The following is a 20,057-nucleotide window of genomic DNA, read 5'->3' as shown; positions in this document are numbered from 1 at the left end:
ATAAGGGAGAGACTTGTTCAATAATTCCCCCTCATCTCCCCCTGCTCCCTCATCTCCCCCTGCTCCCTCTGCTCCCCTGCTCCCCTGCTCCCCTGCTCCCTAATCCCTAAGGCACTTGCGTCCGTTGCTCAATTGCCTTACTGGGTGGAATCTCCTCAAGAGGAATCAGTGCTTCGATTACCGACTTCACAATTGGCGCGGCGACAGTAGAACCATAGGCACTTTCTCCTTTTGGCTCATCTACCAGTGCGAACACTACATAGCGAGGAGATTCCACGGGTAAAATAGCCACGAAACTGGTCATTCTCGCACCCTTGATGTAGCCGCCATTGGGACTAGCTTTTTGGGCTGTACCAGTTTTACCAGCAATGCGATATCCCGGAATTTGTGCCGGCTTCCCGCTGCCTTCAGTAACAACAGTTTCCATCATTTCCACAACCTTTTGAGTTGTTGCGGTTGAAAAAATTTGCCGGGGGATGGTGTGAGTGGGTGAATCATGCATCTGCCCTTTGCTATCAATCAACCCGCGAACTACATGGGGTGTAACTAACTTACCGCCATTCGCTAGAGCACCGTGCATTTGCACTAACTGTAACGGTGTCATGGAAAAGCCTTGTCCAAAGGAAGTAGTAGCTGCTTCAATCGGGGAAGCGATAAATTCTTCTTGACTTTTGAGCCGTCCCCCAACCTCAAAAGGTAAATCTGTATCAACTTTTTGTCCTAGTCCCAATCGTTCTAACCAGTTGTAGTAAATTGAAGGCTTTAAACGTTGGATAATTTGCACCATGCCAATATTGCTAGAATATTGCAAAATTTGAGCGATGCTGATTCGCCCATTACCATTATTCATCGCATTTTTGATAGTGTAATTAGCGACTCGAATCGAACCGGAGTCATTAAATATATCATCTGGTTTGATGATGCCATTTTCTAGAGCGATCGCCACATTCAAAGGCTTAAAAGTCGATCCCGGTTCATAAAGATCCGCTACTGTCCAGTTTTTAAATAGCGAGATATCAGATTTAGTATATTCATTAGGATTATAAGTGGGCTGAGAAACGAGGGCGAGTAAGGAACCATCCAATGCATCCATGACAATTACCGCCCCACGTTTGGCGTCAAACTTCTCCATCTGTTGTTTGAGCGCAACACGGGCAATTCGTTGCAGACGGCTATCGATAGTAAGTTGTAATCGCAAATCGTCAAAATGCAAAAAACCTTCGGGCGCACGATCGGGCATCAGGGCCCCATTCCCCGACCGACTGAGCCGCACCGTTTGCACAGGACGTTCTAGCAACTTCTCTTGAGAGTATTCCACACCAGCTTGACCGCGACGGTCAACATTCACATAGCCCACCACATCAGCAACCAAATCGTCTGGCGGGTAAAATCGGGAGTATTTTTGAATCCACTCCAGGCCATTTAAGCGCAAAGAGATGACGCGATCAATAATTTCTTCTGGTAAGGCTGGCGCAAGGATAATTCCACTTTTTTTACTTTCAAAAGTTTTCACCAATTCAGCAGTATCTTTTGCCAAAATCGGGGCAAGTCGCTCTGCCATATCTTCATTAGACTTATCAAACAGCTTGGGATGAGCGTACAAAGTATATACAGGACGGTCAATAGCCAACAGATCGCTATTGCGATCTATCACTGGGCGACGGGGCATAAAAGGTCGCAAATTTACCATTTGCTGGTTGCGCGCCTGTTCAGTTAACTTTGGCCCCTTGACAATTTGTAGATTATACAAGTTAATAGCCAACCCCAACCCTGATGCCATTAATACGCCCCAGACGATGAACAGTCGGGACTTAGTGTTGGATGTTTGGTCTTGCATATTAGAGGCTAATTTTCCCAAAAGCCCTCGTTTATCACCCTTGTGTCGCCCTGTGAATTCTGGATTCTGAAACTTTCTGAATTTTGTTCTGCTTGGTGACTTCTGCATTGGGTTCGTCCTTTGTCCTTTGTCTGTTGCCTTTTGTGATTAACCAGAAGTCTCAGTCCTAATGACTAATGACAAATGACAAATGACTCTTAGGGATTAGTATCCCAGTGGCGAGAGTGTTTGCGGTTGCGTTTCAGAATTTGGCGTTGTGTTAGGCAATGCTGGCTTAGGACTTTGAGATGCTGGAGGCAAAAAAATCACCCCTTCAGGAGTTGGCGATACCAGCCCTGCTGTTGGTTGTTCTGCTTCATTAGCCATTTTATTTTTCAGCGTCGCGTTGGTTGTTGTTAGCAGCCGTTCATGACGTTGGAGGTTTTGCAGTCTGCGATATGACTGACCCCAAATCTCTTGAGAATAGACTGTCCAAGCATAAACAGTAAGTGTCGATGCTACTAACAAGAACGCCACAACTGACGAATAACGATGAAAGGTGTACAAGCGCAGCAACCACAAAGGTGCGGTTCCAGAATTAGGCATTGTGGGAAGGCCAAGAAAACCTACCCCCAGAGTCTTTCGGTTCGCATTCAACTGCTCATTGAGATTTGGTAATTGTTGTCTACCCAACTGTTTCACTGATTTGGCTACAACTGCCTCATTTGTGGGAGAAACCACTAAATTTTTCGATATACGCTGTTGTCTTTGAGATGATAGTGGTGTAGAAGCGCTCTGTGCTGCTGACTCCATACGCGCAGATCGCCTCCCTAAAGAAAGGATAGAATCTCGCCGGAACCAATTACCCCTTGTAGAAACAGTAGATTTACGAGCAACTACCATAAATTTTTAAATTTTTTTAGATAGAAAATACTGCACTTTCGATTGATTGTCTTGATTGTCTGTTTTGCTAAGGTTAAAATAACCTTCTGTGCAACAAGCACACATAACAGACTACACCCTTTTAACTTTTCTGATAGGTAGCTGTATCAATGTTTGCATCCCCTAGATATGCAATATTTGCAATCAGCGACTAGAAACTGGACAGCTTACCCTTTAGGTATCGCCCCTAAAGTATGGCAACGTCAGGTAGCCAGATGCAATACTCTGTGAAAAAAATAAAATTTTTTGCTATCATAGCTCCATTTGCTAAATAAGTTTGGTAATTTTCGTTTTGCTCCTGAGTTAAGAGAAACTAATCAGGCTACGTAATTCCAAAAACAATACCCCAAAGGATTGTTTTTTTTAAGTATGTAATCTCGCAGAATTTAAAAAAAGCAATAAATACGGTATCGTATTCAACAGGCGAAAAATTGTTCTAGCCACAATTGGTGAAAGAGGAGTTATGAAAACAAAAATCTTTGGTTTGGCTCTAATGTTAAGTCTGGCTGCAATTCTTGGGGCTTGTGAAGGTGGTGGTGAAGGTGGTGGTACTGCTACTCCAGCTGCTACAGGTGAACCAACTGATGCACCTGCTAAGTCTACTCCTGCCACGACTCCCGCAGCGACTCCTGCAACTACTCCCGCAGCGACTCCTAAATAAGGCATTTTAAACTTTAGTTTAAATCACGCCCAGAACTACTTAGTGACAGCTTTCCTCACTACATAGCTCGAAACATCCGCTTGAATTAATTGGGTTCACAAAAAAACCTCATTTTTATGATGGTCGATTGGAGCCTAGAGTTTGCTCAAATATCAACTAGTAGGGCAGGAAGTAGAGGACACTGGTAAAGAGGGTTATGTCCTCTACCAAGTGTCCTTCTAAAAGTCGCGCCCGCTCAAACCTTGTTCTCAGTTCAAAGGAGTTGAGTGAATCTAAGCTATTTTGTAGGCAGATACTTCCCTCGTTTTGCATTTTAAATTACTTATACTACTGAGTTTTGAGAGTGTAAAATAATTTATCGCGATCGCTGGCAATTGCTCTTGAGCATTCCTGTAGTCTATTCCGTATCAGGAAAGACCTGGTATCTCCCTTGATATTGCCAGATTTTTATTGGGAAAATTTGGGCACGAGAAAAACAGATTTTCATCCTGCGTTGTGAACGTAGTTCGGGAGATGAGGAAAGTTAAAACGAGAAAACCTATAAAATTACTGAGCTTAATTGTAATTACTGTAACTTCGATTGTCTTAAGTAGCTATTGGAAATCGGCAGCAATAGCATTACCGCCACCAGAGGATACACCAGAAGAAATATTACGGACAAAGATTATTATAGAAGCGCGATCGCCTATTGATGGAAGATTCCTAACAGCTGCCGAGTATATCCAATTGCAAGCCCAGCTACAAGAAGTCCCGCCACCAAAACTAGACCCCAAAATTCGAGAACAGATTTTCTTGCTTCGCTTACGTAAAACACTATTGCAGTTTTTCCCATTTTTAAATTTTTGATAAATTAGTCATTAGTCATTCATCCTCTGCCCAATGCCCCATGCCCTTCAAGAGTGCTGAGTTCCGAGTTTTGAGTGCTGAGTGGGGCAGAGGGGAGAATAACTCTTAACTCAGCACTCAGCACTCAGCACTGTTTTGCCCAATGCCTCATGCCCAATACCCCATTCTGATGTAGGATAACGGTGGCGACAAAATTGCAAATAAATGTAAAGAATATATATAGATATTACAAAAGTAGATTTAGTCAATCACGTTATTTCACTTAGGTAGCTTCATGTCCATGACCACGATCGCCCCTGAACAGGTTAACAGCATCGTTTGGAATCAGCATAACGATCCCTTTGAAATATTAGGCTCTCATCCCATAGAGCAAGACGGCAAAACTGTCTGGGCTGTGCGGGCCTACCTACCAAATGCAAGTGCAGCATGGGTTGTTCTTCCTGAACAACGTAAAGAATACCCAATGCAAACGGTGCATCATCCTCACTTTTTTGAATGCACCATTGAAACTGCCGAACTTGCAAACTACCAGTTACGGATTAAAGAAGGAGAACATGAGCGTGTCATCTATGACCCTTACGCTTTCCGTTCTCCCCGCTTGACAGACTTTGACTTGCATTTGTTTAGTGAAGGCAACCATCACCGGATATATGAAAAACTGGGAGCGCACCCCACGGAAATAGGCGGCGTTAAGGGCGTTTATTTTGCCGTTTGGGCACCCAACGCTCGTAATGTTTCATTGCTGGGAGATTTCAACCTCTGGGATGGGCGTAAACATCAGATGCGTAAAGGCCCCACCGGAATTTGGGAATTATTTATTCCTGAAATCGGTGTGGGAGAGCATTACAAATACGAAATCAAAAATTTTGAAGGACACATTTACGAAAAATCCGATCCCTACGGTTTCCAGCAAGAACTTCGCCCGAAAACGGCATCTATTGTCACTGATTTAGATGTTTATAGTTGGAGTGATGAAAACTGGATGGAAAAGCGGCGTCATATTGACCCCCTAACTCAGCCAGTTTCAGTTTACGAAGTGCATTTAGGCTCTTGGTTACACGCTTCGAGTGCAGAACCAGCTAAACTTCCCAATGGTGAAACTGAACCAGTAGTTGTCGTTTCTGGACTAAAGCCGGGCGCACGCTTCCTTACCTACCGAGAACTAGCTGACCGACTCATTCCCTATGTCAAAGAATTAGGATACACCCACATAGAAATGCTGCCAATTGCGGAGCATCCCTTTGATGGTTCTTGGGGTTATCAAGTAACTGGTTACTATGCCCCTACCTCGCGTTTTGGCAGACCCGAAGATTTGATGTATTTTATTGACAAATGTCACGAAAATGATATAGGGGTAATTGTAGATTGGGTTCCTGGTCACTTTCCCAAAGATGGGCATGGTTTAGCTTTCTTTGATGGTAGCCATTTATACGAACACGCTGACCCCCGCAAAGGCGAACATAAAGGATGGGGTACTTTGGTATTCAATTACGGTCGCCATGAAGTTAGTAATTTCTTAGCAGCAAATGCTCTCTTCTGGTTTGACAAATACCACATTGACGGGGTTCGTGTCGATGCTGTTGCCTCGATGCTCTATAACGACTATTGCCGCGAACCAGGAGAATGGCTGCCCAACCAGTACGGCGGCAGAGAAAACCTAGAAGCAGCAGATTTTCTGCGTCAGGTAAATAACATTATCTTTAGCTATTTCCCCGGTGTTCTTTCAATTGCGGAAGAATCCACTTCCTGGCCAATGGTATCTTGGCCTACCTATACAGGCGGACTGGGCTTTAACTTGAAGTGGGATATGGGCTGGATGCACGATATGCTGGATTACTTCAGCATGGACCCTTGGTTCCGCCAGTTCCACCAAAACAATATCACCTTTAGTATGTGGTACAACCACACTGAGAACTTCATGCTGGCCCTGTCTCACGATGAAGTCGTGCATGGCAAGAGCAATATCATCGGCAAAATGCCGGGAGATACATGGCAAAAGTTAGCTAATGTGCGTTGTTTATTTACCTATATGTTTGCTCACCCAGGCAAGAAAACCATGTTTATGAGCATGGAGTTTGGGCAATGGAGTGAGTGGAATGATTGGACAGATTTGGAGTGGCATTTATTGCAACATGAAGCCCACCAACAGTTAAAAACGTTTTTCCACGATTTGAATTATCTTTACCGTTCTGAACCAGTTTTGTATACCCAGGATTTTGCCCAAGCAGGGTTTGAGTGGATTGACTGTAGCGATAACCGCCATAGTGTAGTTGCCTTCATGCGTCGTGACAAGGATTCTGATGATTTCGCGATCGTCGTTTGCAATTTTACACCACAACCCCATTCTCACTACCGTATCGGTGTACCGCAAAAGGGATTTTATACTGAGTTGTTTAATAGTGATGCTCGTCAGTATGGCGGCAGTAATATGGGCAATTTAGGTGGTAAATGGACGGATGAGTGGTCTTTGCACAGTCATCCTTATTCACTGGATTTATGTTTACCACCTTTGGGTGTGTTGATTCTCAAGTTGGATAAGAAGAAGACTGCTGAGGTAATTGGATAACAATTTGGGGTGGGTGCTGCCCTACCCTAGACATAATTTTGTTTATTGACAGCTACTCAACCCAGTTGTCTAATAGACTCTGGTGAAATTAAATATTCGTTATTCATAACCCTTGTAGAGACGTAGCACTGCTACGTCTCTACATTTTTTTACAGCAGATTGGAACTTCTCTACCAGAGGCTACGGCAAGATAAGCTACAGATAATCGTAGGGGCACAACATATTCATTGGTGTCAACTTAAGCTGAAACTCCTTTAAAACCTCGTTTCCAGCCTCTGGCTGGAAATGCTGCTCCTAGTAGCTCCGCCTCCCTTGCTGGCGGCAGGCGGCAGAGCCTCTAGGACGGCATTCCCAGTCTCCGATTGGGAACGAGACAATATCTAAAAGCTGGTTATAGGCTGGCTTTCACGTTAAGTTGACACCTATGCAACATATTGTACCCCTACTTGGGGTACAGCCGGGATACGTGCAAAATGGGATACGTTGTAAATTTTTGTAACAGAAACAGTTAAAACGCTTTATTTACAACTTTTCTAGTTTGTATAAATTAACGACTATTGAATAAGTTGATGTGACATAAATATCATCCGTGGACTTCTTTGGAAGCCATTCTTTGTGTAAAAAGCCTCAGCCAACCCATCTTTTGAGGTGAGAAGGTAAATCGAGTTAACGTTCATTGATTTAAGTGTATTGACTAGTTGCTGAAGTAGGTTTGTCCCTATTCCGTGACCTTGTCTATCAGATCGGACACAAATTGTTTTCAACTCGAAGCGAAGAGTATTTTCCCATTGCTCACAAATGCCAACAACAAATCCCTGCATCTCCCAACTTCTGCATACAAGTCCGACGAATCCGGATGTGTTAAAGATTTCTTGTAACCTTACTCGAGCGGTTTCTCGTGTCCAATGCTGATTGGGAAGCTCACCATTGAATACTTCAACGGCTAAATTGGCGCATTCATCCAAATGCTCAACGGTGAACGTTAGGATTTCTTCTTTCATTTGTAATGGCAATGATTTTGTTATGTATTCTTTGTAATATAAATCATAATACAAAGCTGCCATGTCATACATCTTTGACGACACTTGCCAATGTCTAAAGTAAGACAACAATAGCTAGCTTGATTGGATGCACGGCTGTTCCCCTACTTCATTTACTCGCGATCGCTCTACATTTTTTACCAGTGGAATTATACTTAGTACTCAGGGGAAGCGCACTACTGAAGTTTGCGACACATCGCCCTATTCAAGTACTGAGTAGCGGAAGATTTGGTAAAACTTATTTAGCTTTGGATATAGCTCAAAAGCCAAAAAAAATTTTGTATAGTACAAATGTATGATTTGTTAGCTCTAATTCTAGATATTTTATAATAATTCTAATGACACAGATTAAGCCGGAAGTAAAGTGCACAGAAGAATTACGCCAGTTATTGCAACAAGCAAGTTATGCTTATTACGTCCTAGATGCTCCAATCATGGAGGATGCAATCTATGACCAGCTATATCGAGAATTGCAACAACTAGAAACTCAATATCCAGAATTGACAGCACCCGATAGTCCGACTCAGCGCGTGGGTGAGCTTAGGCATACGCAGTTTACCTCGGTGCGGCACAATATCCCCTTGTATAGTCTGGAGAATGCATTCAATATTGATGAGTTGCAAGGGTGGGATCGGCGTTGGCGGCGACAAGTACCGAAAATAGATTCAGCGGAATATGTCAGTGAACTTAAAATTGATGGTTCTGCTTTGGCTCTTACCTACCAAAATGGCATTCTAGTTAGAGGCACAACTAGGGGTGATGGGGTAACGGGTGAAGATATCACTCAAAATGTGCGGACAATTCGCTCAATTCCCTTACGTTTGAATTTTGAAGGGTTAGAAATTCTAGAAAGGGTGGAAGTGCGAGGCGAGGCGTTTTTGCCGTTGGAAGTATTTAAACAAATCAACGAGGAAAGGCAAAAGGCAAGCGAGCAATTATTTGCCAATCCCCGTAATGCCGCAGCTGGTACACTCAGGCAACTAGATTCTCGCATTGTCGCTAAACGGCGGTTAGATTTCTTTGGCTACACCCTGCACATTCCTGGTAGAGATGACACCAGTATTGCGAATACCCAATGGGAAGCTTTGGAGTTGTTGGAAAAGATGGGTTTTCGAGTCAACCCCAACCACAAACTCTGTGCTTCGATCGCAGAAGTGGCAAAATATTATGAATATTGGGACACAGAACGGCTGAATTTACCCTACATGACAGATGGGGTAGTGGTAAAGCTGAATTCTTTTAAACTTCAGGAACAGCTAGGGTTTACGCAGAAATTTCCCCGCTGGGCGATCGCTTTGAAGTACCCAGCCGAAGAAGCACCTACTCGTGTGGAAAATATTGCTATAAATGTAGGGCGAACGGGGGCGTTAACGCCATTAGCAGAGATGCGCCCGGTGCAACTGGCCGGAACAACGGTTTCCCGCGCCACTTTACATAATAGCGATCGCATTACTCAATTAGACATCCGCATTGGCGATACTGTGATTGTCCGCAAAGCTGGGGAAATCATTCCAGAAGTGCTGAGGGTAATCAAAGAACTCCGTCCCGTTAACACCGAACCCTTTGTTATGCCTACCCATTGCCCAGTCTGCGGTCAACTGGTGGTGCGAGAATCAGGTGAGGCGGTGACTCGGTGCGTCAATGCTTCCTGCGCGGCGATTCTCAAAGGTTCCATTGAACATTGGGTAAGTCGTGATGCCTTGGATATTAAAGGCATGGGCGAAAAGCTGGTATATCAACTCGTTGATAAAGGTTTGGTGCATTCCGTTGCTGATTTATATGAGTTGACAGCAGAGAAATTATGTGAATTGGAAAGGATGGGGAAAAAGTCGGCAGAGAAATTGATCGATGCGATCGCTCAATCAAAAAATCAACCTTGGTCAAGAGTATTGTATGGTTTAGGTATCCGTCACGTTGGCAGTGTAAATGCTCAATTGTTGACTCAGAAATATTTCGCTGTAGACCAGTTAGCTACAGCAAAGCAATCAGATATTGAAGGCATTTACGGTATTGGTGCTGAAATTGCCCAATCAGTATACCAATGGTTTCGGATTGACGCTAATCAAAAGTTGATAGAACGCTTACAAGCAGAAGGATTGCAATTAACTGCCCCAGAGGAAACAAAAATAGTTGGAGATGGCAATCAAAAGTTCGTAGGTAAAACTTTTGTAATTACGGGAACATTGCCAACCTTAAAGCGAGATGAAGCGAAGGCATTGATTCAAAAATCTGGGGGAAAAGTGACTGATTCAGTGAGTAAAAAAACAGATTATTTAGTATTAGGAGAAGATGCCGGTTCCAAGTTAGAAAAAGCAATTTTGTTGGGAATTACACAGTTAATTGAGGCGCAATTGTTGGAAATGCTTGAAGATTAAAATCAGGTAAAAGCGTGGAATGCTATATAATATTTCCTGAAAGAATCCAGTGTTGGGTTTCGTTCCTCAACCCAACCTACAGATATTATAAGTGTTTAACCGGACATGATATTAATCTAGTTAATTATCAATAATGTCAGATTATTCATATAGAGATAACGGAAAATCAAGGATTTTAAAAATAATTTTCCGTTCTTTTCTGTCTATTTGATTCCCAACTCGACTTGTGTATACACGGTAGCTACTCAAACGGGGGCAAGTTATTCGGGTCAATACCCTGAGATTGCAAATAAGCAATACCCACTATCAATTAGAATAAATCTGAATATATCAAAATATTAAGATAATTCAGATAAAAATTTTATTTTATTAACAAAAAAATTCAGCTGAATCGAAGTAATTTCCTCAGATTTCCGATCCAATCACAGCCTCATGCGATCGCTGCTATGTCTAATTGCAGGTGAATGAGCGATGCTACTTTCCTTAGTAATGTGGCCTTTTAGACCTTACGAGCCACTACGGATAGCTTTGGCTGACTGCTTAAATGCGATCGCCAACTACATTCAGGCATTTATAGGTAAAGTAGCAACATCGGAAAATATTCTCGAAATTTACTTTGAAAGATTAGGTGAAACTACATTAGGGAAGCTTTCAAAATTACGTCGTACCCAATCCATACCTATTTCATTGTTGAGTTTAATTTTCTGAGGTGTATCTGGATAAATTTTTCCAAGAATATCAGTATCTTGATCCACTATGACCTTGCCAAACTTGAGATAAGTGTTGCCAAAAACCTTAAAAGCAGGATGCTTGGCTTGACCGAATAGCAAAATGTAAGTTCGTGTCCGATTCTCCGTTTCTGGCACAAAAATGTGACACTGCGCCGCTTTACCCAACGGCATTTCTCCATGAAAAATCACCAGGGATGGGAAATGATTTTCCAGATGGGCCTTAATAGTGTTGGGTAGCAGAAATAAATCCGGTTTTCTGAGCTTTTCCACTAAACTGTAAGGGGTCGTGGGCATATCATAAAACGCATGGGAGTGATGCCCATTATCAATGAATTGATGAAATTCCACCTCAGTAATCCGAAATAAGTCCCGATGAGTGCCGTTTTGATGATTGTAGTCGTGCATATTCAGCAGCATACTTAGTAAGTCTGTCTCAATACTTCGATCTGCGGTATGCCCAACAAAGTAGTAGGTGTTTGCAATTTCATTCAGCACAGTAGGAATGGATATTTTTGGCTCGTATTCCCCATAAGACCAGACGAAATCACCTTGAATTTTTAGTTCTAAAGGTTTCAGTTGAGGTAATGTTTTCTTGCTCGATCCGGGCAACACAGTGCAGCCCTCACCATCAAACTTCAGGGCATGAAACGGACAGACTATAGCACTTGTCCGACCGCTTTGGGCTTCGCACCATCCTTCTGATAGCATCGCTCCCAGATGGGGGCAAGCGTTGGGTAAAGCATGGATGTCTCCAACAGTATCCTTCCACATCACATAGTCAGCACCATATAAAGAAATTTTTCGAGGTTGATTCACTGTCAGCATAGACTTGTGCGCTAATAACCAAGGCGCTCCAGGAAGCATAGATTGCATAGGATTCTCCACTAAAGATAAAATTGTGAAAGATTTGTCGCATTTCTAAAATATGACAAAATATTCACATTCGTCAAGTAGCTTGCGCCACCAACCCAAACAGCAGCGAGGTAAGGAACGAGTTGAAAAAATCCTAGATGCTGCTGCTGCTGTATTTGATGAAATGGGCTATGAAGCAGCAACAACTCATCAGATTGCAGCAAAAGCAGGGACAGCGATCGGCTCTCTGTATCAATTTTTCCCTGACAAAGCTGCTATTTTCAAGGCGATGGAGTTACGCCATGTTGAGCGGGTGAAGGCTATGTGGGCACAGGTAGACATCCCTATAATTGTCCAGTTGCCACTCCGTCAAATGATTCATGCGCTTGTAACGACTGTTGCAAAACTATTTGAACAGCCAGTATCGCAGGTGGTGTTTGTGCAGTTTTTTCTGGCACGCGAAATTTTCCAGTCGATCGATGAAAGCATGACCCAAGAGGCGATCAACTTTATGGCGAATATGCTGAAGCAGCGAAATCCCGCACTGAAGCAGGAACATTACAGTTTACTAGCAGAAGTGTGTGTGCATAGTAGCAATGCGGTTATGCTAGCGGCACTTCGCAGCCCCGATGAGGAGTACCGTAAACAGTTGACTCAAGAGATTGAGGACTTGATGGTCTCATATTTAGAGCCATATATGGATGACAATCAGTTGAGTAATGTAATGAAAGTAATGATATGTCCCCGCTGTCAATCGAAGCAGTTATCCAAAAACGGGTATCGACGGGGGAAACAGTGTTATCGCTGTAAGGAATGTGGCAAACAGTTAGTAGAGAATTCCCAGCGATCGGTTATGTTGAAGACATCTCTGACCGATCAAAAGTGAGCAAAAGCGATCGCTTTCTTGAGGGCGATTGTTTTATTTCCTGAACCACACGCGGCAGTCCCCACCCTCAGCGTACTCGCAGGGTGGGGAAGGATAGCGGTTGACGACGTTAGACCAAGTTCTAAAACCAGAGGTTCTACCAGTCGGTGCAATTGGCATTGACTTAGGTTGTAAAGCAGCATTGTCAATTACTGACGAAGAAAACCATCAACAGGTTGATGCTCCTAAGTTTTTGAGAAATGCCGAGCAGAAAATCAAAAAAGCTTCTAAGAGGATGTCTGAAAAGTAAGAAAGCCCACGTAACGGTATCCTGTCATTAGAAAAAATACTTAAGTATGACAGCGTTACGAGAGCCATGAGTCCATCCTACCCAAGTAACTTGACTTCGGAGCAGTGGAAACTGCTATCAGGGCTAATTCCAGCAGCGAAAAAAGGTGGTAGAAAACGCAGTGTTGACATGTCCGCAGTAGTGAATGCAATCTTTTACATCTTGTGTGCAGGTTGTGCGTGGCGTATGCTCCCCCACGACTTCCCAAACTGGAAAACCGTTTACCATTATTTCCGGCAGTGGCGCAAAGACGGCACATGGCAACAAATTCATGAACGCTTACGTTTATGGGTACGTGTTAGCCAAAACCGAGAACCATCACCATCTGAAGTAATTATGGACAGTCAATCGGTCGAAACCGCAACAATGGTGTCCAAGGAAGTCGGCTATGACTCAGGGAAGAAGATCAAGGGACGTAAGCGGCACATACTTATTGATACCTTGGGCAAGCTTTTCGTTGTCGTAATCACTGCCGCAAATGTAAGTGAACAAGCAGGCGCAAAACAAGTTTTGTTTAAACTTAATCAAGTACGCGATCGCATGAATCGGTTGATTAAAATTTGGGTTGATGGAAGATATCGTGGAAAGGATTTTACGCACTGGGTCATTGATGTTTATCGCTGGCTCTGGAGTGTTGTGACACGCCATGAGGAACAGAAAGGTTTTGTAGTTTTACCTAAACGTTGGCTTGTTGAGAGAACTTTTGGTTGGTTTAATTGGTGCCGACGATTAAGTAAAGATTATGAAATCTTACCTGAGACAACAGAAACATTCATTTATATTGCCATGATTCGTTTAATGCTTAAGCAACTTGCGTGATCAAAATCACCTATCAGAAACTTCTCAGACATCCTCTAAGGAGAAGAGACGTAAACGCGCACAGAATAGAAACAAAAAAATCAAGGCTTCTAGAAGATATAAAAGAGCCACTGCAAAGGTTAGTAGACTAACTCGCAAAGTCGCCAATCAGCATCAGAATTGGGTACATCAAGTTGCAGCAGACATTGTAAGCGGTAATAGCTTCGTTGCAACCGAAACTCTAGTTGTCAAAAACATGACCGGTAAAGCTAAAAAAGGCAAACGGAAGAAGCAAAAAGCGGGTCTAAACAAATCCATTCTTGATGTTGGTTTTGGAATGCTACGCAGCACCATCAAATACAAAATAGAACAGATCGGTGGTGTATTTATCGAAGTTCCAACCCGTCTTGTAAAACCTTCTCAAACCTGCCCTAAATGTGGACACCAACACAAGAAAACACTCGATATCCGAGTGCATGAGTGTGATGTTTGTAATTATGTTCAGGATAGGGATATTGCTGCTGCCGAAGTTATGCTTTATTGGGCAAAGAGAACTCTACCGGGGTTTGGAACGAGCCTCGTAGACGTAGAGTCGCCTAGCTCTACCGCAAACACTCGTAAAAAAGCGGGTAGTATGCGGCAACTAGGGGCGAAGAAGCGTCAAAAATCTGTAGAAAGTTCTACCAAAAAAGAACTGTGGGATGTAGAAAGCCATAGTTCAGGCAAAACCAACTATGGGTAGTTCATAGGTCGATTATGTTCAAGATATCGTCTGGCTATCTGAGCCGAATGCAAGCCCCTAAACCGAAATTTAAAGTTCTTGACGTGTCGGACGGATGATGATTTCATTCACATCAACATCACTGGGCTGTTCAATGGCATATCCGATCGCACGAGCAATGGCATCTGCATCAATGGCGATCTCATAAAGTTGATTAATTCCCGCTGCTGTGTCTTTATCGGTAATCGTGTTAGCCAGCTCGGTGGCAACGGCTCCTGGTGAGATATTAGTCGAACGGATTTCACCGTTTGACTCTAGCCGCAGCCCTTCAGAGATCGCCCGCACTGCGTACTTGGTGGCACAGTAGACGGCCGATCCCGCAAACACCTTATGTCCAGCCACGGACGATAGGTTAATGATATGACCAGACTTTTGCTGACGCATAATCGGCAACACGGCAGCAATCCCATAGAGAACGCCCTTAATGTTCACATCGATCATCCGATCCCACTCCTCTACCTTTACTTGGTCGAGGGGAGAAAGCGGCATCAATCCGGCATTATTGATTAGCACGTCGATCTGGCTGTATGTACTCAAAGTTTCCTTCGCTAAGGCTTCCACTTGGGCGCGATCTGCTACATCCGTTACTTGATAGGTTGCAGTTCCTCCTGATTTAGCGATGGCTCCAACCAAATCTTTGAGCCGATCTTCGCGTCGAGCAGCCAGCATCAGTTTGGCTCCACTAGCAGCAAGTCGCTTCGCAGTCGCCTCACCTAAACCACTGCTGGCTCCGGTGATGATTACCACTTTGTTTTGAATCTCAGACATATTGATTAATACGGGTTATTAAGTGTGGGTCATGAAACATTGGGTACTGTTTGATTCTGAACTTAGCATTATTCAACCATATCAACTAGTACCGCAAAGCAGAATTAAAAATTAAAAATTAAAAATTAAAAATGAATACAGCATAAGGGTTTCGTTGATTTGGGATGGTGAGGCAGTCGCTCAGAGGGGGTTCCCACGCCACTTGCTCCACTTGGGGAGACCCCAAGACCGCAGTGGCTCCCCATGAGGAACTGCCGTTAGGGCAGCGTAAAGCCTTCTCTTCTCTTTCAGAGACGCTAACGCGAACGAGAGGCTTCTCTTTCAGAGACGCACTCGCGTTCGCCAACGGCATGGCAACGCTATGAGCGAGCCTGCGTACTCTGTAAGAGTTGCAAGCTACGCGCAGCGTCTCGTAGAGAGCGTCACCCGTTAGCGCAGCGTTAGCGACGCAGGAGCGTCAGGGTTGGTTTATTTCCGCCGACCTGTACTAGTTTGTAACTGGATCAATGTTTTTGTTCCGGTAGCATTACTAATCCGAACCGCTATCATCACATTGTTTGAGTTCTATCCCGTTAAAACTTCAGTTGGTGAGTTGAGTCCATCTCAGAAACTTAATCTTGGCATTCTCAAACACCAAATCTACGTGCCAAGAGGTATTGCTTCACCGTTCTTCGTCGCTTTTGCGAGTAAGTAGCGGACTTCTTCATCGGTAGTTTGAGGAAAGCTTTCGTACCAAAGACCAACGCTCTGGAAAGGGCTGGGTCTGGAGATGCAAACGATTTCGTCTACCTCAGTTTCTAACTCTTGGCAAGTTTCAGGTGCAGCCACGGGCACAGCGATCGCAATCTGAGCAGGTTGGTGTTTTCGCACGGTTACAACAGCAGCCCACATCGTTGCACCTGTGGCTAAACCATCATCTACCAAGATGACTGTGCGTCCTTGTAAATTTTTTAAGGGGCGATTTCCCCGATAAAGCCGTTCCCGCCGCTCTAACTCCCGTTCTTCTTGCGCCGACACTCTGGCAATTACTTCATCGGATATCTTCACCAAGCTGATAATATATTTATTGACTATCCGCACACCACCAGAAGCGATCGCTCCCATCGCTAGTTCTTCTTGATCGGGCACACCTAATTTACGTACCACTAAAACATCTAAGGGAGCATTTAACGTTTTGGCAACTTCAAAAGCAACGGGTACACCACCCCTTGGTAGCCCTAATACCAGAACATCTGGGTCGTTAGCATAAGCGGTTAACTCCTTAGCCAAAATTTGACCCGCAAACCTCCGATCTTTAAATAGCATGGTGTGATATTCCTAATTTGTTTCCAAAAAATCAAATAAATATTTACATACGTTTGTTATTGGCTATCAACCTCAAACAATGGGGCAATTGAGCAAATTCCAAACTTGTTGTTATAGTTCAGATGTTCTGAATCGATCTTAGAAAGCTAAATATTCCCTGTCCTCCACTAACGGAGCGACATCTTCTATCTACAGTTCTATCAAACGGATGAGTTAGCTTTAATGCAACAAAATTTCTGCATCTGGCGCTGAGACTATTTTACCAAACTCAGTGCTGAGTCCTGGGTCCCTCGGCTAAGAGTAAATAAAAATTACTCAGTACTGATGTACTTGGGTCTTTGCCCCGCCCAACGTTAAGCGGAATCTTTTCGCCAGTGGTCTTTCAACTCAGCACGGGCTAAACGCCCCGCTACCGCTAACAGCACTCGGAACTCAGCACTCTTCATTACTCCACACTCAATATCCGTCCCCAAATGGCTTGTTGAGAAGACACGGTGACGCGGTGAACTCTCGCTGTAGGGGGTTTACTGCTGTAGGTAACTGGTGTTAGCGTCAAGCAAAGTTATAGTGCGACCACAAAAGAAGGGTGACATGGAAAACCTAGTGTTTAAGTAGAGGTGCATTTGAAAACTGCTATAAGTTTTGCCACTTGCTAACATTTACTGTTAGACTTTTACTGATTATTTTTTTTACTGAACGTTAAAAACAAATTACTTAATTGCTAGCAGATGCAAAAATCTCTGAAAATCCAGTGATAATTCAATTGTTAATTGTTTGCGTGTCCCCTGTTACTGAGGTTATGTTGATATTATCTTTACATTATCCCTAAATTGTGAATATGAGATAATGCACCATCTGCTTGTTCGTTATATAATGCTTAATATTACAGAGAAAAGTCATCAAAATTACCCAATTAACACTTTTGAATAAAAATTAATAGGGTAGAATCACTGAATATGTTTGAAAATCAAAAGAAGGTGTTTTTAATGATCGGCTTAACTAATTCAGAAAACGGCACAGTTAGCAGCACAGCAGCCACTAAGAGACTGGCAAGGGCGATGATGGTTTCTGGTGGAGAGTTTTCGCTATTGTTGGCGTGTTGTAACTGTGTTCAAAGGCAGCAGAAAGTGTTGAATTTGTTAACAGAATTTTCATCAGCAGATATCCACGAAATTTTGCTCTCACCTACGGTTGACAAGTTATACACAGCTATTACAAGTGAAATTGGTACTACTCAACCCGAAGCTTTGATGGTAAGGGGCTTAGAATCTGTAGTGGCAATTAACCAACTGATTATTAGTACCAATATCATGCGAGATGAGTTTCGGAAACAGTTTCAGTTCCCCTTGGTGTTGTGGGTGAATGATGAAATTCTGCGTAAGCTAGTCTGGCTAGCACCCGATTTCAAAGACTGGGCGGCTAGTACTATTAGATTTGATGTGCCAAATAATCAGTTAATTGAATCTGAACAACAACCCATCAGCGCCTAATATTACCTGAAATTACTTTCAAAATCTTATATAGGCTAGGTTGAGCCGAGTAAAACCGAAGCTGATGTTCTGTCACATTCTTTTGTAAAATTACTTTTATTGAACCTCCCTTACCAAAGTAAGATAAAAACCCTTGGAAGCTATTTTCCAAATAAGAATATGGTATGGGTGTCAGGTGTGTTATCGCCTTAGTATGCGTCACCCTAAAAAAAGTGTGGAAGTTAAGCTGCGTTAGCGTAGCTCACCGTAGGTATCACCAGCTTTGTTTGAATCGTATAATTAAAGTCTTGAATTTGTTAAGCTAAAATTTTAATCGTTGCTGACTATTGAATTTGTTGTTATTGAACCTGGGTTTTCCTCAAAGGAGATATCCTATAGGAGTGAAAAAGAATATAAAGACATAGCAGTGCTACATCTCTCCAACGATTGTGGATAACGCATATTTAATTTCACCAGATGTCTAATCAATCCTGAGACTAGGTAACTTAGTCCCGCACCTCTGACAAAACCCAGCATTTACATCATGGAAAGCTAAACCACAACCTGAACAAACTATTTCTACCTGATTAGCAGTTTTCACCACTTGCTTAATTAAATCTCCCACTTGCCAAGGAATCAATGCAATTCCAGTAAAAATCATCAATACTGTTAGCAAGCGTCCTAATTCCGAAATTGGAATAACATCGCCAAATCCTACAGTTGTCATTGTGACAACGGAGAAATAGAATGCATCCAAAAATGTACCGTATTTTTCAGGATTAACCGGATGTTCAACTTGATAAATTAAGCCAGAGTAAATAAAAACAATTGTAAATAATGTAAATAATATTCGCGCAAAAATCATCCCGTCTTCAGAACTGATACTGGCAAATAAAAACTTTCTATCTATAAATCTAATTAATCGTAAAATCCGAAACCATCGTAATAAGCGGATAAAGCTAATATCCACCATTCCTAGAAAAAATGGCAAAATCGCCATTAAGTCAATAATCGAATAAAAGCTAAAAATATACTTAATTTTATTTTCTGCACTCCACAGGCGGAGCGAATATTCTACCGCAAAGATAATGACGATCGCAGTATCAGCTACATTTAACTTAAACCGCATATAATCAGGAATATTATATGTTTCTGCCACAAAAATTCCTGATGATATTAGCACCAATGAGGCAAGTGTTAAATTAATTGCTTTACCTATTGGTGTTTCTAGGTCTTCTAAGTAAAATTCTGTTTCTTGTCGGCTCAGTAACATATTCGACCATTAATACATCTTAATTCCCAGTTATAACATTAGAAATACGATATTATTAACCATTATCCTTATGTTAACTCCAGCTTATATGAACCCAGAATCTTTTATGCGTTTAGCATTGGCAGAAGCAAAAGAAGGTGATGCACCTTACGGTGCAGTGATTGTTAAAGATAACGAAGTCGTTGCGGTAGCTCATAATACTGTGAGGAGAGACAACGATCCATCAGCCCATGCAGAAATCAATGCTATTCGTAGTTTAACAGCTAAACTTAAAAACCCTTCTTTAGAAGGTTATAGCATATATACAACTGGCGAACCTTGTCCGATGTGTGCAACTGCTTGTGTTTGGAGTGGTTTATCAGAAATTGTATATGGTGCTTCAATTCAAGATTTAATTAATGTAAATCAATCACAAATTAATATATCTTGTGAACAGGTAATCGATAAGTCATTTAGGAAAATAAAACTCACAAAAGACGTTTTAAAAAATGAATGTTTGGAATTATTTAAATAAGCTACCAAAAAAATTTTTTTTAGAAATAGTCTTTTCAAAGTAATTTGAATAATCTCATTCTTTTTCTTTGGTGTACGGACTACTATTGCTCAAGTTGGAAAACCTT

General features: G+C 42.5%; 16 protein-coding genes and 2 pseudogenes. 11 read left to right on the top strand and 7 right to left on the bottom strand.

Annotated elements, in window-relative coordinates; genetic code table 11:
• Positions 1 to 106: 106 nt before the first annotated feature.
• Positions 107 to 1,945 (bottom strand): penicillin-binding protein 2, encoded by a 1,839-nt coding sequence (locus HWQ58_RS37705; protein WP_292873862.1) that lies wholly within the window; start codon positions 1,943 to 1,945, stop codon positions 107 to 109.
• 96 nt (positions 1,946 to 2,041) lie between these two features.
• Positions 2,042 to 2,719 (bottom strand): hypothetical protein, encoded by a 678-nt coding sequence (locus tag HWQ58_RS37700; protein WP_292873860.1) that lies wholly within the window; start codon positions 2,717 to 2,719, stop codon positions 2,042 to 2,044.
• A 502-nt stretch (positions 2,720 to 3,221) separates the two neighbouring features.
• Here HWQ58_RS37700 and HWQ58_RS37695 point away from each other — a divergent pair.
• From HWQ58_RS37695 to glgB, 3 genes are all read left to right on the top strand, one after another.
• Positions 3,222 to 3,419 carry a hypothetical protein gene (locus HWQ58_RS37695; protein ID WP_292873858.1) on the top strand — a complete coding sequence of 66 codons (198 nt, stop codon included), beginning with the start codon at positions 3,222 to 3,224 and terminating at the stop codon, positions 3,417 to 3,419.
• Between the two features lie 513 nt (positions 3,420 to 3,932).
• Positions 3,933 to 4,265, top strand: coding sequence for a hypothetical protein (locus tag HWQ58_RS37690; RefSeq protein WP_292873856.1), 333 nt, complete (start codon positions 3,933 to 3,935; stop codon positions 4,263 to 4,265).
• A 274-nt stretch (positions 4,266 to 4,539) separates the two neighbouring features.
• Entirely contained in the window at positions 4,540 to 6,831 is a 2,292-nt protein-coding gene (gene glgB, locus HWQ58_RS37685; protein ID WP_292873854.1) for a 1,4-alpha-glucan branching enzyme, read from the top strand.
• A gap of 554 nt (positions 6,832 to 7,385) precedes the next feature.
• Here glgB and HWQ58_RS37680 read toward each other — a convergent pair.
• The gene (locus HWQ58_RS37680; RefSeq protein ID WP_292873852.1) at positions 7,386 to 7,895 is read right to left on the bottom strand and encodes a GNAT family N-acetyltransferase; all 510 of its coding nucleotides are present in this window, start codon (positions 7,893 to 7,895) and stop codon (positions 7,386 to 7,388) included.
• Between the two features lie 314 nt (positions 7,896 to 8,209).
• Here HWQ58_RS37680 and ligA point away from each other — a divergent pair, with 314 nt between their 5' ends.
• Complete coding sequence (gene ligA / locus HWQ58_RS37675) at positions 8,210 to 10,246, top strand: NAD-dependent DNA ligase LigA (protein ID WP_292873850.1); 2,037 nt, start codon at positions 8,210 to 8,212, stop codon at positions 10,244 to 10,246.
• A gap of 611 nt (positions 10,247 to 10,857) precedes the next feature.
• Here the strand turns inward: ligA and HWQ58_RS37670 are convergent.
• A complete protein-coding gene (locus HWQ58_RS37670) occupies positions 10,858 to 11,841 on the bottom strand; it encodes a Rieske 2Fe-2S domain-containing protein (RefSeq protein ID WP_292873957.1) in 984 nt (327 codons plus the stop codon).
• 61 nt (positions 11,842 to 11,902) lie between these two features.
• On the opposite strand from HWQ58_RS37670, the pseudogene HWQ58_RS37665 reads away from it, so the two are divergent.
• The 5 genes and pseudogenes from HWQ58_RS37665 to HWQ58_RS37645 all read left to right on the top strand — a co-directional run.
• Positions 11,903 to 12,505, top strand: a pseudogene (locus tag HWQ58_RS37665) (TetR/AcrR family transcriptional regulator); the annotation flags it as partial.
• A 57-nt stretch (positions 12,506 to 12,562) separates the two neighbouring features.
• Positions 12,563 to 12,667 (top strand): annotated as a pseudogene (locus HWQ58_RS37660) (IS1 family transposase); the annotation flags it as partial.
• Positions 12,668 to 12,815: 148 nt separating this feature from the next.
• A complete protein-coding gene (locus HWQ58_RS37655) occupies positions 12,816 to 13,004 on the top strand; it encodes a hypothetical protein (protein WP_292873848.1) in 189 nt (62 codons plus the stop codon).
• A 66-nt stretch (positions 13,005 to 13,070) separates the two neighbouring features.
• A complete protein-coding gene (locus tag HWQ58_RS37650) occupies positions 13,071 to 13,862 on the top strand; it encodes an IS5 family transposase (protein WP_292873846.1) in 792 nt (263 codons plus the stop codon).
• Complete coding sequence (locus HWQ58_RS37645; RefSeq protein WP_366839343.1) at positions 13,855 to 14,583, top strand: transposase; 729 nt, start codon at positions 13,855 to 13,857, stop codon at positions 14,581 to 14,583. Before HWQ58_RS37650 ends, HWQ58_RS37645 begins: the two co-directional genes overlap by 8 nt.
• 69 nt (positions 14,584 to 14,652) lie before the next feature.
• Here HWQ58_RS37645 and HWQ58_RS37640 read toward each other — a convergent pair whose 3' ends face one another.
• Complete coding sequence (locus tag HWQ58_RS37640) at positions 14,653 to 15,390, bottom strand: SDR family oxidoreductase (protein ID WP_292873844.1); 738 nt, start codon at positions 15,388 to 15,390, stop codon at positions 14,653 to 14,655.
• Positions 15,391 to 16,029: 639 nt separating this feature from the next.
• Positions 16,030 to 16,695 carry a phosphoribosyltransferase gene (locus HWQ58_RS37635; RefSeq protein WP_292873842.1) on the bottom strand — a complete coding sequence of 222 codons (666 nt, stop codon included), beginning with the start codon at positions 16,693 to 16,695 and terminating at the stop codon, positions 16,030 to 16,032.
• A 986-nt stretch (positions 16,696 to 17,681) separates the two neighbouring features.
• Here HWQ58_RS37635 and HWQ58_RS37630 point away from each other — a divergent pair.
• The gene (locus HWQ58_RS37630; protein WP_292873955.1) at positions 17,682 to 18,185 is read left to right on the top strand and encodes a hypothetical protein; all 504 of its coding nucleotides are present in this window, start codon (positions 17,682 to 17,684) and stop codon (positions 18,183 to 18,185) included.
• Between the two features lie 460 nt (positions 18,186 to 18,645).
• On the opposite strand, the gene HWQ58_RS37625 is transcribed toward HWQ58_RS37630, so the two are convergent.
• The gene (locus HWQ58_RS37625) at positions 18,646 to 19,437 is read right to left on the bottom strand and encodes an ion transporter (RefSeq protein WP_292873840.1); all 792 of its coding nucleotides are present in this window, start codon (positions 19,435 to 19,437) and stop codon (positions 18,646 to 18,648) included.
• Positions 19,438 to 19,525: 88 nt separating this feature from the next.
• On the opposite strand from HWQ58_RS37625, the gene HWQ58_RS37620 reads away from it, so the two are divergent.
• Positions 19,526 to 19,951, top strand: a complete 426-nt coding sequence (locus HWQ58_RS37620; RefSeq protein WP_292873953.1) for a nucleoside deaminase — start codon at positions 19,526 to 19,528, stop codon at positions 19,949 to 19,951.
• The last annotated feature ends 106 nt before the right edge of the window (positions 19,952 to 20,057 follow it).

The sequence above is a fragment of the Nostoc sp. LPT genome (assembly GCF_017115165.1).
Classification (GTDB): domain Bacteria; phylum Cyanobacteriota; class Cyanobacteriia; order Cyanobacteriales; family Nostocaceae; genus Nostoc.
Note: the sequence above shows the minus strand (reverse complement) of the source record. Positions and strands in the feature narration are given on the sequence as shown.

Excerpts from the sequence above, each read along its gene's own strand:
- HWQ58_RS37705 (WP_292873862.1), bottom strand. The coding sequence starts at position 1,945 with ATGCAGAAGTCACCAAGCAGAACAAAATTCAGAAAGTTTCAGAATCCA.
- HWQ58_RS37625 (WP_292873840.1), bottom strand. The coding sequence starts at position 19,437 with ATGTTACTGAGCCGACAAGAAACAGAATTTTACTTAGAAGACCTAGAA.
- HWQ58_RS37690 (WP_292873856.1), top strand. The coding sequence starts at position 3,933 with ATGAGGAAAGTTAAAACGAGAAAACCTATAAAATTACTGAGCTTAATT.
- HWQ58_RS37630 (WP_292873955.1), top strand. The coding sequence starts at position 17,682 with ATGATCGGCTTAACTAATTCAGAAAACGGCACAGTTAGCAGCACAGCA.
- HWQ58_RS37680 (WP_292873852.1), bottom strand. The coding sequence starts at position 7,895 with ATGGCAGCTTTGTATTATGATTTATATTACAAAGAATACATAACAAAA.
- HWQ58_RS37635 (WP_292873842.1), bottom strand. The coding sequence starts at position 16,695 with ATGCTATTTAAAGATCGGAGGTTTGCGGGTCAAATTTTGGCTAAGGAG.
- HWQ58_RS37640 (WP_292873844.1), bottom strand. The coding sequence starts at position 15,390 with ATGTCTGAGATTCAAAACAAAGTGGTAATCATCACCGGAGCCAGCAGT.
- HWQ58_RS37695 (WP_292873858.1), top strand. The coding sequence starts at position 3,222 with ATGAAAACAAAAATCTTTGGTTTGGCTCTAATGTTAAGTCTGGCTGCA.
- glgB (WP_292873854.1), top strand. The coding sequence starts at position 4,540 with ATGTCCATGACCACGATCGCCCCTGAACAGGTTAACAGCATCGTTTGG.
- HWQ58_RS37700 (WP_292873860.1), bottom strand. The coding sequence starts at position 2,719 with ATGGTAGTTGCTCGTAAATCTACTGTTTCTACAAGGGGTAATTGGTTC.
- ligA (WP_292873850.1), top strand. The coding sequence starts at position 8,210 with ATGACACAGATTAAGCCGGAAGTAAAGTGCACAGAAGAATTACGCCAG.
- HWQ58_RS37650 (WP_292873846.1), top strand. The coding sequence starts at position 13,071 with ATGAGTCCATCCTACCCAAGTAACTTGACTTCGGAGCAGTGGAAACTG.
- HWQ58_RS37670 (WP_292873957.1), bottom strand. The coding sequence starts at position 11,841 with ATGCTTCCTGGAGCGCCTTGGTTATTAGCGCACAAGTCTATGCTGACA.
- HWQ58_RS37620 (WP_292873953.1), top strand. The coding sequence starts at position 19,526 with ATGAACCCAGAATCTTTTATGCGTTTAGCATTGGCAGAAGCAAAAGAA.